Origin of the sequence: Peristeroidobacter agariperforans (assembly GCF_004138335.1) — a bacterium.
Classification (GTDB): Bacteria; Pseudomonadota; Gammaproteobacteria; order Steroidobacterales; family Steroidobacteraceae; genus Steroidobacter; species Steroidobacter agariperforans.
Map to the genome: position 1 here is coordinate 702148 of NZ_RYFW01000002.1, position 15015 is coordinate 717162.

At 63.4% G+C, this 15015-nt stretch carries 16 protein-coding genes; 14 read left to right on the forward strand and 2 right to left on the reverse strand.

The genetic code is table 11. The features are described from left to right. The first annotated feature begins 2 nt into the window (after positions 1-2). A complete protein-coding gene (locus EK373_RS17060) occupies positions 3-1049 on the forward strand; it encodes an L-threonylcarbamoyladenylate synthase (RefSeq protein WP_129644940.1) in 1047 nt (348 codons plus the stop codon). Positions 1050-1515: 466 nt separating this feature from the next. On the opposite strand, the gene EK373_RS17065 is transcribed toward EK373_RS17060, so the two are convergent. Further along, entirely contained in the window at positions 1516-3021 is a 1506-nt protein-coding gene (locus EK373_RS17065) for an AAA family ATPase (protein WP_129644941.1), read from the reverse strand. A 296-nt stretch (positions 3022-3317) separates the two neighbouring features. Here EK373_RS17065 and EK373_RS17070 point away from each other — a divergent pair, with 296 nt between their 5' ends. The 5 genes from EK373_RS17070 to EK373_RS17090 all read left to right on the forward strand — a co-directional run bounded on the left by EK373_RS17070 (position 3318) and on the right by EK373_RS17090 (position 6652). Next, a complete protein-coding gene (locus EK373_RS17070) occupies positions 3318-4556 on the forward strand; it encodes a type III PLP-dependent enzyme (protein WP_407676201.1) in 1239 nt (412 codons plus the stop codon). Between the two features lie 27 nt (positions 4557-4583). After that, positions 4584-5297: a 2-phosphosulfolactate phosphatase gene (locus EK373_RS17075; protein ID WP_129644942.1), complete on the forward strand. Its 714-nt coding sequence runs from the start codon at positions 4584-4586 to the stop codon at positions 5295-5297. Further along, positions 5294-5635: a DMT family protein gene (locus EK373_RS17080; RefSeq protein WP_129644943.1), complete on the forward strand. Its 342-nt coding sequence runs from the start codon at positions 5294-5296 to the stop codon at positions 5633-5635. Before EK373_RS17075 ends, EK373_RS17080 begins: the two co-directional genes overlap by 4 nt. Beyond that, entirely contained in the window at positions 5632-6081 is a 450-nt protein-coding gene (locus tag EK373_RS17085; protein ID WP_129644944.1) for an HIT family protein, read from the forward strand. Before EK373_RS17080 ends, EK373_RS17085 begins: the two co-directional genes overlap by 4 nt. A gap of 166 nt (positions 6082-6247) precedes the next feature. Continuing rightward, complete coding sequence (locus tag EK373_RS17090) at positions 6248-6652, forward strand: TfoX/Sxy family protein (RefSeq protein WP_129644945.1); 405 nt, start codon at positions 6248-6250, stop codon at positions 6650-6652. Positions 6653-6657: 5 nt separating this feature from the next. Here the strand turns inward: EK373_RS17090 and EK373_RS17095 are convergent, their stop codons facing one another. Beyond that, the gene (locus EK373_RS17095) at positions 6658-8730 is read right to left on the reverse strand and encodes a thioredoxin domain-containing protein (RefSeq protein ID WP_129644946.1); all 2073 of its coding nucleotides are present in this window, start codon (positions 8728-8730) and stop codon (positions 6658-6660) included. A gap of 18 nt (positions 8731-8748) precedes the next feature. Here EK373_RS17095 and EK373_RS17100 point away from each other — a divergent pair, with 18 nt between their 5' ends. From EK373_RS17100 to EK373_RS17135, 8 genes are all read left to right on the forward strand, one after another. Next, positions 8749-9981 carry a class I SAM-dependent rRNA methyltransferase gene (locus tag EK373_RS17100; protein ID WP_129644947.1) on the forward strand — a complete coding sequence of 411 codons (1233 nt, stop codon included), beginning with the start codon at positions 8749-8751 and terminating at the stop codon, positions 9979-9981. A gap of 49 nt (positions 9982-10030) precedes the next feature. Continuing rightward, positions 10031-10918, forward strand: coding sequence for a prolipoprotein diacylglyceryl transferase (gene lgt, locus EK373_RS17105; RefSeq protein ID WP_129644948.1), 888 nt, complete (start codon positions 10031-10033; stop codon positions 10916-10918). Next, a complete protein-coding gene (gene thyA, locus EK373_RS17110; RefSeq protein ID WP_129644949.1) occupies positions 10915-11709 on the forward strand; it encodes a thymidylate synthase in 795 nt (264 codons plus the stop codon). Before lgt ends, thyA begins: the two co-directional genes overlap by 4 nt. Positions 11710-11821: 112 nt before the next feature. Further along, the gene (locus tag EK373_RS17115; RefSeq protein WP_232831134.1) at positions 11822-12352 is read left to right on the forward strand and encodes an SET domain-containing protein; all 531 of its coding nucleotides are present in this window, start codon (positions 11822-11824) and stop codon (positions 12350-12352) included. 3 nt (positions 12353-12355) lie between these two features. Further along, a complete protein-coding gene (gene folA, locus EK373_RS17120) occupies positions 12356-12847 on the forward strand; it encodes a type 3 dihydrofolate reductase (RefSeq protein ID WP_129644951.1) in 492 nt (163 codons plus the stop codon). Continuing rightward, entirely contained in the window at positions 12844-13218 is a 375-nt protein-coding gene (locus tag EK373_RS17125; protein ID WP_129644952.1) for a YkgJ family cysteine cluster protein, read from the forward strand. The genes folA and EK373_RS17125 overlap by 4 nt, the downstream gene beginning before the upstream one ends. 14 nt (positions 13219-13232) lie before the next feature. Beyond that, entirely contained in the window at positions 13233-13934 is a 702-nt protein-coding gene (gene rluF, locus EK373_RS17130; protein WP_129644953.1) for a 23S rRNA pseudouridine(2604) synthase RluF, read from the forward strand. Positions 13935-14112: 178 nt separating this feature from the next. Further along, positions 14113-15006, forward strand: coding sequence for a GGDEF domain-containing protein (locus EK373_RS17135; RefSeq protein WP_232831181.1), 894 nt, complete (start codon positions 14113-14115; stop codon positions 15004-15006). Positions 15007-15015: the final 9 nt, after the last annotated feature.

The following is a 15015-nucleotide window of genomic DNA, read 5'->3' on the forward strand; positions in this document are numbered from 1 at the left end:
CCATGGCTATAGGACGAGTTCTACAACAGGAGATCCAGGAGGCCGTCGAAGCGCTGCGCGCCGGCGAGCTCGTGGCATTTCCTACCGAGACGGTGTACGGCCTGGGCGCGAATGCCAACAACCCGGACGCGGTGCGTAAGATTTTCCGGCTCAAAGGTCGGCCGTCGACGCATCCGGTGATCGTGCACATCGATCATCCGCGTTATTTGCAACGCTGGGTGCGAGATATGACGCCGGAAGCGAAAAAGCTCGCCGATGCGTTCTGGCCGGGCCCGCTCACGCTGGTCGCGAAGCGAGCGCCGGCGGTCAACGATGTGATTACCGGCGGGCAGGACACGGTCGCGATTCGCGTGCCGAATCATCCGGTCGCGCAGCAGCTGCTCAATGCGTTTGGCGGCGGCATCGCTGCGCCATCGGCGAACAAATATGGCCACGTGAGTCCGACGCGCGCGGAACATGTGCGCGAGGAGTTTGGCGACGAGCTGAAATTCGTCCTCGATGGCGGTGACTGCAAGGTCGGTCTCGAGTCGACGATCATCAGCTGTCTCGCCGACGGTCCGCGGGTGTTGCGGCCGGGGAGCATCAGCCTGTCGCAGCTGAAGGCCGTCGTGCCGACGATCCAGATCGGCCCGAATCCGAACACGCCGCGCGTGCCGGGCTCGACGTCGCGGCACTACTCGCCGGCGACGCCGGTCAACGTCGTGCCGAGCCGCCGGCTCGAGACGGTGATGAACGAGTTCACGCAGAATCATGAGAAGGTCGCGGTGCTGGCACAGCGCCCGCCGGAACGGGCGAACCCTTTCATGACATGGATCAACGCCGGCATCCGGCCGGATATTTACGCGCGCAACCTTTACGCGAATTTGCGCACGCTCGATAAGGCGTCGGCGAAGATCATCCTCGTCGAGGAAGTCCCCGAAGGTGAGAAGTGGGACGCCGTGCGCGATCGTCTCCGCCGCTCGGCCAGCGCCGAGAACATCGTCACTTACGACCAGGACATCGCTGCCTGGGTCGCCGACTTCGGCGAAGAGGGTGGGCCTCCCGGCTGACGCCGTTGCGCTTTCGCGATGGCTGCCGCACGATTTAGTCAGTGGCCGCTTCACGGTCAGTGTCGCTCGGTGCGCGCTAACGCGCTGCGAGCTGCAACGCGCGTCCTCATCGGTACTGGCAACGTGCAACGGCTTGCTCGAATGGCGGCGGTGACCGAGTCACCGCGGTTGCGAACTTCCCGAGACCCCACCTTTCCCCAGCTCGAAGATGCGCGACTCGATGCTTTGTAGCGCGGGCCGCGTTGGTGAGCATTGAGCGGGGCGCTTCGCGTCTGGTGCGCTCTAGCGGGCGCCTGCGCTTCGCTGGGCGCGCGCAGAGACGAGCGCGAGGATGACGGCGTGCGGGCTGCCAGGCGAAGAGGGCGGGTTCCCTGTGCTTAACCCGAGCGCTGCCCGTCGATGTGGCTAGCGCGTGATCGGGGTGCGGTCCTCGTCTCTGCAAAACTTTTTCTCTGAACGGGAAGTGCTAGTCAGCAGGGACGGTGCGCTCTGCTGCCCACTCCCGCAGCTCTGAAATCTTCTCCGCCATCGTGACCGAGAGCGGGCGAGTGGCGCGGATCTCCTGGAGGACGTGCGGGGCGGTGGCGGGTGTGCCGCTCGAGTGAGCGGCGTACACGGCCGACACAACGGCCTGTTCGATCTCCGCGCCCGAGAATCCTTCGCAGGCCGTGGCCAGTTGCCGCACGTGGTTGTCGGCGAGGGTGAGGCTGCGCTTCTTCGAGTGGATGCGCAGGATGTCTTCGCGGATGGCGGCGCTCGGCAGGTCGACGAAGAAGATCTCGTCCAGCCGTCCCTTTCGCACCAGCTCGGGCGGCAGCGAAGAGATGTCGTTTGCCGTCGCCACCACGAACACGCGCGACTTCTTCTCCGCGAGCCAGGTGAGGAACGTGCCGAGCAGCCGGCGAGAGGTGCCGTTGTCGCCGTCGCCGACGGAGACGCCTTTCTCGATCTCGTCGATCCACAGCACGCACGGCGCCATCGTTTCTGCCGTGGCCAACGACTCGCGCAAATTGCGCTCCGACTCGCCGATGTACTTGTTGTGGATGGCGGCGAAGTCCAGCCGGAGCAGAGGCACGCCATAAATGCCGGCCGCACATTTTGCCGCGACACTCTTGCCGCAGCCCTGCACGCCGAGCAGGAGCATGCCTTTGGGCGCTTCGAGCTGAGGCGCGCTGCCGTCGAAGGCGGGCTTCCGCACGCGGAGCCATTCCTTCAGCCGCGTCATGCCGCCGAGATCGGCGAACTGCGCAGTGTCGTACTCGTACGCGAGCACGCCGCCACGGTTTAGCAATTCATACTTCGCCTGCATGACCGCGGGCAGATCTTCCGGCTTCAGCGCGCCGTCGTCGAAAATCACTTTGCGCGCCAGTCGCTCGGTGTCGCCGGTGGAAAGTCCGCCGAGATTTTCCACGAGCAGTTCCAGCGACTTGCGATCGGTCTTTACACGTGAACCGTAAGTTTGTGTCCACTCGGACGCGACCCGTTCGACGATCGCGTGGCGCTCGGCGCGGTCCGGAAACGCGAGGTTGAATCGAGCGCAGAAGTGGTCGAGCTCGCGCGGCACCTGAACTTCGTGGCTGATCAGCACGACGGTGCGAGCGAGGCGATCGTAGTCCTGGCAGACGTCCTTCAGCAGTCGCACGTTCACCGGATCGGCGAGAAACGGATGGAAGTCGAGCAGGACGTACACGCCGCCGGTCGGCGTCGAGCGTATCGATTTCAGCACCGCGGTCGGCTCGGCATTGTGTTGCTGCGCGCCGCCCAAACTAATGTCGAGCCGGCGCAAACCTTCCGTGACAGTCCACTGGAACACCGGCGTGTGCGCGGCGGCGGCGAGCTTCGGCGCCAGCGAGGAGAGCAGAGCGACTGCGCGCGGCTCGTCGCGCGTCTCGATGACGATGAGCGGCACGCGGCTTTTCAGCAGTGCTTCCAGCTCTCTGCGCGTGTCCGTCGTCGTTGTTGTGGCTGTCATGTGGTGAATCTAACTCCGCATTCCTTACGTAAAGAGAGCAGCGAGAGCGCTCCCGAGCCCGTGCTGTAGTTCGCGCGCCAGAATTTTTTTCGTCCACGGGGATAAAAACTGTGACGCGCTTCTTGCATCGCCGGACATTTTTGCTAAATTTCGCGCCGGCCTGTGTAAGAGAGCACCACGCGTAAGCTGCAGTGCCGCTCGACCAGAACTTGTGAGAGCTTCAGACGTTCACGAAATCTGTCGCTCTTGTTGGTTGGTTAAGTGTTCGCAGCTTTTTGAGAGGTGCCCAACAGGTGTTGCCCCGCGCAGCCAAGCAGTCACTCGCCGTTTCTCCGGCCCACGCCTTCGATTCCACCACGCTGACGGAGACCGAAATCCGTGCGCTGGTCGCCCGTTTCGGTTCGCCGCTGCTGGTGGTGGACTGCGAGCAGGTGCGCCGCCAGTACCGCGCCCTCAAGGCCGCGCTGCCTGGCGTCGATCTTCACTACGCGCTCAAGCCGCTGCCGCACGCTGCGGTCGTCGCGTGCTTGCGCGATGAAGGTGCATATTTCGACCTCGCCACCACCGGCGAAGTCGAGCTGGTGAAGCAGCAGGGCATTGCCCCGAGCCGCTGCATCCACACTCACCCGATCAAGCGCGACAGCGACATCCGCGACGCGCTCCGCTACGGCGTCACGACGTTCGTCGCGGACAATCCCGACGAGCTGAAGAAGTTCGTGCGCTATCGCAAGCGTGCCGAGCTGCTGATCCGCGTGTCGTTCCGTAGCCCGAACGCCGTCGTCGACCTGTCGAAGAAGTTCGGCTGCGCGCCTGGCGACGTGCTTGGGCTGATCGAACAGGCGCGCCGCCTCGGCGTGCGCGTGAAAGGTCTGTCGTTCCATGTCGGCTCGCAGGCGACCGACCCGGCGAAGTACGTCGAAGCTGTACAGGCGTGCACCAACATCATGGCGGAAGCCGTGCTGGCGGGCCTGCCGTCGCTCGACGTGCTCGACATCGGTGGCGGTTACCCGGTGGCTTACAACGAAGACGTGACGCCGATCGACGAGTTCTGCCGTCCGATCCGTGCCGCGCTCGCCAAGCTGCCGCCGCACGTCCGTGTGATCGCCGAGCCGGGCCGCTTCATCGCCGCGCCTGCCGCCATCGCCGTGTCGTCGGTGATGGGCAAGGCCAAGCGTGACGGTCGCTGGTGGTACTACCTGGACGACGGTCTGTACGGCTCGTACAGCGGTCAGATGTTCGACCACGCCAAGTATCCGGTGTCGGTGCTGCGCGAAGGCGGGGAACTGCACGAGAGCGTGCTCTCGGGTCCGACTTGCGACTCCATCGACGTGATCGACGAGTGCATCATGCTGCCGGAGCTGGAGATGGGCGATCTGGTCGTGGGCCGCATGATGGGCGCCTACACCTGGGCCAGCGCCACCGACTTCAACTTCTTCAAGCGCGCCAAGGTCGTCGTGATGAACGAGACCGCCGACGCGCGGCGTGTGGTTCGCCTGCAGCGCAAGGCTGCCGGCGGTCGAGGCCGCGCTGCCTGAGCGCGGCGGCCTGAATGAGGTCGCCGCTTGCAGGTTAAGGTCGCAGACCACGTCGCGGGCGCGCAGAGCGCCGAAGGCATCGTGGTCGTCATTGATGTGTTTCGTGCCTTCTCGGTCGCCGCGTACGCGTTCTCACGCGGCGCGGCGGCCGTCATTCCTGTCGCTGAAGTCGACTACGCGCGCCAACTGAAGCGTGAGCATCCGGACTGGTTTCTGATCGGCGAGCGTCACGCGCGCCCGTTACCCGGTTTCGACTGCGGCAATTCGCCCGCCGACCTCGAGAAGCTCGATGTCGCCGGACGCACCCTCATCCACACCACGCACGCCGGAACCCAGGGCCTCACCAACGCCAGGCAGGCCGACGAGGTGCTCACCGGTGCGCTGGTGAATGCGGGCGCGATCGTCCGTTACATCCAGGCCCGTCAGCCCTCGATCGTCACGCTGGTGCGCATGGGGCACGAGGCGCGCGAGAACTGCGACGAAGACGACCTGTGCGCCGAGCTGCTGCGCTCTCGTCTGCTGGGCGAGCCGATGACCGCGATGGGCATTCGCGAGCGGTTGCGCAAGGCGTCGAGCGCGGAGAAGTTCTTCGATCCCGCCTGCGATTGGGCGCCCGAGCGTGATTTCGATCTGTGTACGCGGGTCGATGAGTTCGATTTCGTGTTACAGCTGGAGACCGGCGTGTCACCGCCGCGCCTGCGCAAGATCGACGTGCCCAAACCCCCTATCGAAATCGTATGAGCCCGGTTCTCCGCACCATCATCTTGCTGACGCTATCGAACGTGTTCATGACGTTCGCCTGGTATGCGCACCTGAAGGAGCTGAATCAAAAGCCGTGGATCGTCGCGGCGCTGGTCAGCTGGGGCATCGCGCTGTTCGAATATTTGTTGCAGGTGCCGGCGAACCGCATCGGTTACACGGTCATGACCTTGCCGCAGCTGAAAATCCTGCAGGAAGTGATCACGCTGACGGTGTTCGTGCCGTTCGTGATGTTGTACATGCGCCAGCCGATCAAGCTCGACTACCTGTGGGCGGCGCTGTGTATGCTGGGTGCGGTTTATTTCGTATTTCGCAAATGAGCACCGCCATTCATCGCCTGGTCGAAGGCTGCCGTGCCGGCAACGATCCCACCGTGGTCGCACGCCTGCGCTCGGGCTGGGCGGTGATGGGACAGAAGCAGGTGCTGACGGGCTACTGTCTGCTGTTACCCGATCCCGTGGTCCCGCACTTGAACGCACTGGCGCGTGCCGACCGCGATTTGTTCCTCTCCGAGCTCGGCCTGCTGGGCGACGCTGTGCTGGCGGCCACCGGTGCATTGCGTATCAATTACGCGATCTTCGGAAACGTGGAGCCGGCGCTGCACGCTCACGTGCATCCGCGCTTCGTCGATGAGCCGGAGCCGATGCGCACCGCGAATCCTTGGGGCTATGACTGGCAGCGAGCGCCCGCGTTCGACGTCCAGGTGCACGCGCAGTTGCGTGACTTAATTCGCCAGCACCTGGTCCGGCTCGGCGCGGCCGTATAATTTTTCCTGCGTGCTTTCCCGCGCGTTTTTGGCGGATTTCCCAGCAAGTCCCTGTCGACTGGCGCACAGTGTCGCCGCCTGGTGACGATCTCGGGTTTACACTCGGGGCTCGCGATGTAAACTCTGCGTTGCTTGGAAGCATTCTTCGAAGAGTGAGTAGCTCGATATGCGGGTCAAGTCGAGCCTGGCCAGTTACGTCGCAGAACAATTCGCGCCGCTCGGGCGCATTTCCAGTCGTGCGATTTTCGGTGGCGTCGGTGTGTTCATCGACGACCGTCTGCTCGCCATCGTGATGGGCGAGAAACTGTATCTGCACACCGATAAGAGCAACCTCGACGATTATGTCGCGCGGGGCATGCAGCAGTTCAAGCCGTATCCGAATGCGTTCGATCTCACTACCGATCATCACGAAGTGCCGCAGGAGATCGTCAACGACGCCGAACAGCTGAAAATCTGGGGCGAGCGCGCACTCAATGCGGCGATCGAGTCGGCGCGCGCCAAACAAATGGCGGGCATCGAGCGCTCCCGCCACATGAAGCAGGCGAAGAAGCGCGCGAAACAACAGAAATAGCCGGGTCAGCTGCGAGTCAGCGCCACCAGAGAAGACAGCGAGCGCACCGGCGCCGAGCAGGTCATCCCGCGACACACATAAGCCGCGGTCTCCGCCAGAGGTTTCTTATCCGAGATTGCGGTCGGCAATCCGACAGCATCCGCTGCAATAGCGAACACCAGTCGCCGCGGCGCATAGACTCTCGACAACTCGTCACGCCAGCTCTCGGCCTCGGTTCGCTCGCCGCGCACGATGACGATTTCCGGCGGTTCCAGATGTTCTTCCAGAGCAACGAGCAAAGCCGTGTGCGCATGAGGATAGTGCTGCAAGGCGGGCCAAGCGGCGCGCAGCGTCTTTGCCGCTGCATCGAGGTATCGCGTTTCACCCAGCAAGAGGCCGAGCCTGGTGAGTGCCTGCGCCGCGATGGCGTTACCTGCGGGCACCGCTTCGTCACTGAACGATCGGGAGCGATGCATGAGCTGCTCGTGATCGTCGGCCGTGAAAAAGAAACCGCCGGCCTCGCGATCCTCGAAATGCGCCAGCAGCGCTTCGGCCAGCTCGGTCGCGAACGCCAGGTCCTCGCTGCGCCAGCAGGTTTGCATCAGTTCCAGCACGCCGTCGAGCAGGAATGCGTAATCGTCGAGATAAGCCGCGAAGCGCGCCCGCCCATCCTTGTACGTCGCGAGCAAACGCCCATCGCGCCAGCATTGCTGACGAATGAAATCGATGGCGCGAGCTGCTGCATCGGCCAGGTCGGGCCGACGTAAGGCGCGAGCCGCAACGGCGAGCCCACTGATCGCGAGGCCATTCCACGAAGTCAGCACCTTCTCATCGCGTCCCGGCCAGACACGGCGGTTGCGCACTTCCAGCAGCGCGCGACGCGCACGCTCCAGGCGTTTTGTGACTTCGGCGGGCTCGATGCCGAGCTCCGCGGCGATGTCGTCTTCCGACCGGAACACGTGCAGATGCCAGTCCTGGCCTTCGAAGTTCGCCGGGCGGTCGAGGCCGAAGTGGGGCGCGAAAACGGCATAGTCATCCGCACCGAGCACGCGCGACACTTCGTCTGGTTGCCACACGTAGAACTTACCTTCGTGACCTTCGGAATCGGCATCGAGCGCCGACCAATAGGCGCCTTCGGAAGAGCGCATGTCACGAATCATCCAATCGGCCGTCTCGCTCGCGATGCGGCTGAACAACGGTTCGCCGGTCGCCAGCGCGGCGTGCGCATAAACACGCAGCAGCTGTCCGTTGTCGTACAGCATTTTTTCGAAGTGCGGGATCATCCAGTAAGCATCGACACTGTAGCGTGCGAAGCCGCCGCCCAGTTGATCGTAGATGCCGCCGTCGGCCATGCGCTTGAGCGTCAGCGTCGCCATGTAGAGCGAGTGCAGATCAGGTTCTTCGGCGCCGGCCGTCGCGCGCCACTGTCGTAACAGGAACTCGATGTTGGTTGGGTGCGGGAACTTCGGCGCGCCGCCGAAGCCGCCGAATTCCGGATCGAACGCGCCAGCCAGCTGCTCGCGAGCCGCGTGTGCCGGCGCCAATGTCAATGCCGTGTCGCCCGACGCCGGCGCTGCGTGCAGCTGGTCGAAGGCTTGTTGTAGCGCCTCGCTCTGCTGGGCAATGTCGGCACGGCGTTCGCTATAGAACGCGGCGACTCGTTGTAACAAGTCGGTGAAGGCGGGCAGGCCATGGCGGGCTTCCTTGGGAAAATAGGTGCCGCCGAAGAACGGCCGCTGATCCGTCGGCGATAGAAACATCGTGAGCGGCCAGCCGCCGCCGCGCTGGGTCAGCATCTGTTGCGCGATCTGGTAAATGCGATCCAGGTCGGGCCGCTCCTCGCGGTCCACTTTGATGTTCACGAACAGCTCGTTCATCACCGCCGCGCTGGCCGGATCCTCGAAGGATTCGTGCGCCATGACGTGGCACCAATGGCACGCGGAGTAGCCGATCGACAGTAAAATCGGCTTGTTTTCGCGGCGGGCCAGCTCCAGGGCCTCGGCGCCCCAGGGGTGCCAGTCGACCGGGTTGGCGGCGTGTTGCAGCAGGTACGGGCTCGTCTCCTGCGCGAGACGGTTGCGATGTGTTGATTCGTGCATAGAATGCGCCCACTTTAAATGAACAACTCCCCCGATACACCGACCCCCGCGTTCTCTACGCCCGCCGAGCTGCCCGAGTTGCGCTTGAAGCGTGGCGAGGACCGTCGTCTAGCCGCTGGCCACCTGTGGGTGTTTTCCAACGAAGTGGACACTGCGCGCACGCCGCTGACGGCTTTTCAGCCGGGCGCGCTGTGCCGTGTGGTTTCCGATCGCGACAAATTCATGGGCTACGCCTATGTGAATCCACGGTCGCTGATCAGCGCGCGAATCCTGGGGCGCAGCGCCCAGCACCCGCCGGGCAAATCGCTGTTCGTGCACCGCCTGCAGGTGGCGCAGTCATTGCGCCAGGCGCTCTACGACAAACCGTTCTACCGACTGGTGTATGGCGAATCCGATGCGTTGCCAGGCCTGGTGCTGGATAGATTTGGCGACGTGATCGTCGGCCAGATCGCCACGGCGGGTATGGAGGCCTTGCGGCCAGAAATCGAAGCGGCGGTGAAAAAGGTCATCAATCCCACGGCGCTGGTGTGGAAGAACGACGCTGGCGTGCGCGATCTGGAAGGCTTGTCGCATTACGTCGAGACCGTGTTCGGCGAGGCGCCGGAGTCCGTGCTCGTGGAAGAGGGCGGTGTCGGCTTCCAGGTGCCGCTCGGCGGCGGGCAAAAAACCGGCTGGTTCTTCGATCAGGCCGCCAATCGCCTGGCCCTGCGCAAATACGTCGGCGGCGCGCGCGTGCTCGACGTTTTCAGTTATCTCGGCGCCTGGGGATTGGGCGCGCTCAAGGCGGGCGCGACCGAGGTCACCTGCGTGGATTCCTCGGCATCGGCTCTGGAGCAGTTGCAGGCGAGTGCGGCCGGCAACGGCCTGAAGCCCTCGGTGATCAAGGGCGATGCGTTCGATGTGATGGAGAAGCTGCACGCCGAAGGCCGCCGCTTCGATGTAGTGGTGATCGATCCGCCGGCGTTCATCAAGCGCAAGAAAGATGTGCCCAAAGGCGAGGCGGCGTACAAGCGGCTCAACCAGCTCGCCATGCAGTTGCTGGATCGCGACGGCTTCCTGGTGTCGTGCTCCTGCTCGTACCACCTGGAGCCGGAGCACTTGCTGACCGCCATTCAGCGAGGCGCGCGTCATCTCGGCCGTTTCGCGCAGGTGGTGGAAGTCGGCGGCCAGGCGCCCGATCATCCGCTGCACCCGGCGATTCCGGAAACGCGCTACCTGAAGGCGTATTTCTGCCGGGTCGTGACCGACTGAAAGCTGCCCGGGCGGGCGAAGTCAGGGCATTGGTATACTCGCACCGATCATGATTCCCTACCCCGCGATCGATCCGATCATCTTCTCGGTGGGCCCGCTGGCCGTGCGCTGGTATGGGCTCATGTATGTCATTGGCTTCGCGGCAGGGTGGTGGCTGGCGCGCCGGCGGGCGGCCCGCGCTGACTCGACCTGGCAGGCAGCCGAAGTCGACGATCTGATTTTCTTCGCGGCCATTGGCGTGATACTCGGCGGGCGCCTGGGCTGGATCCTGTTCTACGGGGGCGAGCAGGTGATCGCGGACCCGCTCACCATCGTCCGCATCTGGGAAGGCGGCATGTCGTTCCATGGCGGCCTGATCGGCGTGGTTCTCGCGGTGGTGCTATTCGCCCGCCAGCGGCAGCGCCGTTTTGCCGACGTGCTCGACTTCCTCGCGCCGTTACCGGGCATCGGCATCTTTGCCGGCCGCATCGGCAACTTCATCAATGGCGAGTTGTGGGGCAAGCCCACCGATGTGCCTTGGGGTTTCATCGTCGATCCTGCGCCGCTCTATCCCGTGCAGCGGGCCGAGGCCGAAAACCTGTGCCAGCGCTTCGGCGTCGATCCGTGTGTGTTACACGTGCACGCCTCGCAGCTCTATGAAGGCGTGCTCGAAGGGCTGGTGCTGTTCATCGTGCTCTGGCTGTTCACTCGCAAGCCGCGGCCGCGCCTGGCGCCGTCCGGGCTGTTTCTGATCCTGTACGGCACGTTTCGCTTCCTGGTGGAATTCGTGCGGGTGCCGGATGCGAATCGGGGCTACCTGCTGTTCGACTGGGTGACCATGGGCCAGATCCTGTCGCTGCCGATGATCCTGCTCGGCGTCATCCTGATGGCGTGGGCGTATCGCAGCCAGCAGGCCAGCGGCAACTATGGCGCCAAGCAGCTCGCGACCGCGTCATGAAGCAGTACCTGGAGATGCTCCGGCACGTCCGCGAGCACGGCCTGCGCAAGACCGATCGCACCGGGACCGGCACGCTGTCGGTGTTCGGCTATCAGGCGCGCTTCGATCTGTCGCAAGGCTTCCCGCTGGTCACGACCAAGAAGCTGCACCTCAAGTCCATCATTTATGAGTTGCTGTGGTTCCTCAAGGGCGACACCAACGTCAAATATCTGCACGACCACGGCGTGTCGATCTGGGACGAGTGGGCCGATGAGAACGGCGAGCTCGGCCCGATCTACGGCAAGCAGTGGCGCTCGTGGCCCGGCCCGGACGGCAAGACCATCGACCAGATCAGCCGCACGCTCGACCTGATCCGCCGCAATCCCGATTCACGCCGCATCATCGTCAACGCCTGGAACGTCGGCGAGCTGGAGCAGATGTCGCTCACGCCCTGCCATGCGCTGTTCCAGTTCTGGGTGGGCGAGGGCAAGCTGTCGTGCCAGCTGTATCAACGCAGCGCCGATGTGTTCCTCGGTGTGCCGTTCAATATCGCCTCGTATGCGCTGCTGACGCACATGTTCGCGCAGCAGTGCGATCTCGAGCCCGGCGAATTCATCTGGACCGGCGGCGACACGCATCTGTATCTGAACCACCTGAAGCAGGCCGACCAGCAGCTGGAGCGCGAGCCGTTGCCACTGCCGAAGCTCGTGATCAAGCGCAAGCCGCCGTCGATCTTCGAATACGAGTACGAAGACTTTCAGGTCGTCGACTACCAGGCCCATCCGTCCATCAAAGCGCCCATCGCCGTCTAATTAAATGGCCAAGCAGAACCGTCGCACTCAGTCGCGCAATAAGACTCGCTCGTCCGGTAAAACCACTCGCTCTCAAAAGAAGTCGGCGCCACGGCCCAAGCCGCGCCGCCCCTTGCCCAAGAAACGAGCGGTGTCGCTGGCGGCTTCGCCGCTGGTCGAAGCCCGCAATTCCGCGATCCACGGTCGTGGCGTGTATGCGATCGCGCCCATCAAGAAGGGCACGCGCGTCCTCGAATATCTCGGCGAGCGTATCTCGCACGGCGAAGCCGACTCTCGTTACGAGAAGAAGGGCGATGACGACGGCCATACCTTCCTGTTCATCGCCAGCAATCGCACCGTGATCGATGCCGGCGTCGACGGCAATGACGCGCGCTTCATCAATCACAGCTGCGCGCCGAATTGCGAAACAGTGATCGAGAACAGCCGCGTGTTCATCGACGCCATTCGCAACATCAAGCCGGGCGAAGAACTGGGTTACGACTATCAGCTCACCTGGGAGAGCACCGACGATCCGGCCGAGCTGGCGTTGTACGCCTGCCGTTGCGGCGCGAAGAAATGTCGCGGCACCATGCTGGACAAGGAGCCGACCGACAAGCGCGAGGTCGATAAGAAAAAGGCCAAGAAGAAGGCCAAGAAGCGCTGAGGCATGGTGCTTTCCATCATCGTCGCAGTGGCCGACAACGGCGTCATCGGCAGCGGTAATCAGCTGCCGTGGCGGCTGCCCGAGGATTTGAAACGCTTCAAGGCGCTCAGCCTGGGCAAGCCCATCGTGATGGGGCGGAAGACCTACGACTCGATCGGCCGGCCCTTGCCGGGGCGCTTGAACGTCGTGATCTCACGCCAGCCCGGGCTGGAGATTCCAGGCTGCACCGTTGTGACTTCCATCGACGAGGCGATCGCCGCTGCGCAGCCGGCGCCGGAGATCGTGATCGTCGGCGGCGCGGATATCTATCGGCAAGTGCTGCCACAGGTTCGGGTCATCCATCTCACGCGCGTGCATGCGAATGTCGCAGGCGACGTAGTGTTTCCCAAGCTGCCGGAACACGAGTGGCGCGAGGTCGCGAAGGAGTATCATCCGGCCGACGAGCGCCACGCGCACGCTTTCACCTTCAGCACGCTGGAGAGAGTCGGTCCATGAGCACCAAGATGCGTTACAACTGTGCGACCTGTCCCGGGTATTGCTGCAGCCACTCGCGCATTGCGGTGAGCGAGCACGACATCGCGCGGCTCGCCAGGCATTTCGGTTTGTCGCAGGCCGAGGCCAAAAAGAAGTTCACCTACAACTACAAGACCAAGGAAGTGGACGAGCAGATCCTGCGGCACCAGAAAGATCACATCTACAAAACCATCTGCCGCTTCTTCGATACGGACGAGCGCCGCTGCACCGTGTATGAAGCCCGCCCGAACGTCTGTCGCAAGTATCCGTACGGCAATCGCTGCGGCTATCACGAATTTCTGAAGTTCGAGCGTGAGCACCAGGGCGACGACGAGTTCATTCCATCTGCGTGATGTTTTGATTCGTAGTGAGGCTGAATAAGTACATCAGCGAGACAGGGCTGTGCTCGCGGCGCGAGGCTGATGCCCGCATCGAAGCGGGCCGGGTCACCATCAACGGCGCGGTCGCGACGCTGGGCACCAAGGTCAACGAAGGCGACGTTGTTTGCGTCGATGGCCAGCCGGTCGGCGGCGAGCAGAAGCACGTCTATATCGCGCTCAACAAGCCGGTCGGCGTCATCTGCACCACTGATCGTGAGATTCCCGGAAACATCACCGACTTCGTCAACTACCGCGAGCGGATCTTTCCGATCGGCCGGCTGGACAAGGAGTCCGAAGGACTGATCCTGCTGACCAATAACGGCGACATCGTCAACGAGATCCTGCGGGTCGAGAACGCCCACGAAAAGGAATATGTCGTAACGGTCGACCGGCCCGTGACTGAGATCTTTCTCAACGGCATGGCGAGCGGGGTGCGGATCCTCGGCACCGTCACGCGGCCCTGTAAAGTCACACGCGTGGCGCCGGCGACCTTCCGGATCGTGCTGACCCAGGGCTTGAACCGGCAGATCCGGCGGATGTGCTCGTTCTTCGGCTACAAAGTGTTGCGCCTGCAACGCGTGCGGATCATCAATTTGACATTGGACGGTCTCAAAGTGGGGCAGTGGCGCGAGCTGAAGGACAGCGAAGTGCGCGGATTGCTGCCCCATAAGCCCGGATTCAATTTTTAGCGGCCGCCAGTCGGAACATAAAAAACTCGGGATCGGGCATCCTGCCACGACCCTCGTGCGAACCGGCAAAAGGCGCGACTTTTGCCTCTCGCTCGCCGCCGGACGGCGGTGGGGTACATCCATGTACCCATGCGGGTCGGCTAGACGTTTCCTCGCGCCGCACAGTATCTTGCGCGCCGTGGACCACGATTACGACGTACAAACCCGGGTCACGGGGCTCGATGAGCTGCGCGTCAGGCGGCCGGGGGAGGCGTGCCTGGTCGTCATCCATGCGCCCGTGCAGGCCGACCTGGGCCGACGTTATGTCCTCGACAAGTCCGAGACCACGGTCGGGCGCGGACGTGACAACGACATCGTCCTGCCGAGCGACTGCGTCTCCCGCCGGCACGCCCGCCTCGAGCAGCGTGGCGGCAATCTGTTCGTCGTCGACCTGGTGTCCACCAACGGCACCTTCATCAACGATGACGTCCACACCGTCCGCGAGCGTCAGTTGCAGCGGGGCGATCGCCTGAAGATCGGCGACACGATTTTCAAATATCTGTCCGGCTCGGACATCGAGCTGCAGTACCACGAGATCATTCATCGCATGGCCGTGACCGACGGCCTGACCGATCTCGCCAACCGCAAGCGGCTGGATTTGCTGTTGGAAGAAGAGATTCCACGCGCACGCCGTCATGGTCGCGAGCTGTCGGTGCTGATGCTGGATATCGACCATTTCAAGAGCGTCAACGATACGCACGGTCACCTCACCGGCGATTCGGTGCTGCGCGGCCTTGCCGGCATCCTGCAACGGCGCCTGCGTCCCAGCGATCGATTGGGTCGATACGGCGGCGAAGAGTTCTGCGTGATCCTGCCCGAGACCTCACTTCGCAACGCCGCCAAGATCGGCGAGGAACTGCGCTCGCTCGTCGAAGCGCACGCGTTCGTCGCCGAGGACAAGAACATCCGCGTCACGATCTCCGTCGGCGTGGGCTCGCTGCAAGAGAGCATGTCATCGGCCGATCTGTACAAGACCGCGGACGAGATGCTCTATAAAGCGAAGCGCACCGGAAGAAATAAAGTCTGTTCCTGAGTCGGCTCA

What these genes read in the sequence shown, in the direction of transcription:
- EK373_RS17090 (WP_129644945.1), top strand. Translation starts at nt 6,248, where the DNA reads ATGCGGGTCAAGTCGAGCCTGGCCAGTTACGTCGCAGAACAATTCGCG.
- thyA (WP_129644949.1), top strand. Translation starts at nt 10,915, where the DNA reads ATGAAGCAGTACCTGGAGATGCTCCGGCACGTCCGCGAGCACGGCCTG.
- EK373_RS17095 (WP_129644946.1), bottom strand. Translation starts at nt 8,730, where the DNA reads ATGCACGAATCAACACATCGCAACCGTCTCGCGCAGGAGACGAGCCCG.
- lgt (WP_129644948.1), top strand. Translation starts at nt 10,031, where the DNA reads ATGATTCCCTACCCCGCGATCGATCCGATCATCTTCTCGGTGGGCCCG.
- EK373_RS17100 (WP_129644947.1), top strand. Translation starts at nt 8,749, where the DNA reads ATGAACAACTCCCCCGATACACCGACCCCCGCGTTCTCTACGCCCGCC.
- folA (WP_129644951.1), top strand. Translation starts at nt 12,356, where the DNA reads ATGGTGCTTTCCATCATCGTCGCAGTGGCCGACAACGGCGTCATCGGC.
- EK373_RS17085 (WP_129644944.1), top strand. Translation starts at nt 5,632, where the DNA reads ATGAGCACCGCCATTCATCGCCTGGTCGAAGGCTGCCGTGCCGGCAAC.
- EK373_RS17125 (WP_129644952.1), top strand. Translation starts at nt 12,844, where the DNA reads ATGAGCACCAAGATGCGTTACAACTGTGCGACCTGTCCCGGGTATTGC.
- EK373_RS17065 (WP_129644941.1), bottom strand. Translation starts at nt 3,021, where the DNA reads ATGACAGCCACAACAACGACGACGGACACGCGCAGAGAGCTGGAAGCA.
- EK373_RS17060 (WP_129644940.1), top strand. Translation starts at nt 3, where the DNA reads ATGGCTATAGGACGAGTTCTACAACAGGAGATCCAGGAGGCCGTCGAA.
- EK373_RS17080 (WP_129644943.1), top strand. Translation starts at nt 5,294, where the DNA reads ATGAGCCCGGTTCTCCGCACCATCATCTTGCTGACGCTATCGAACGTG.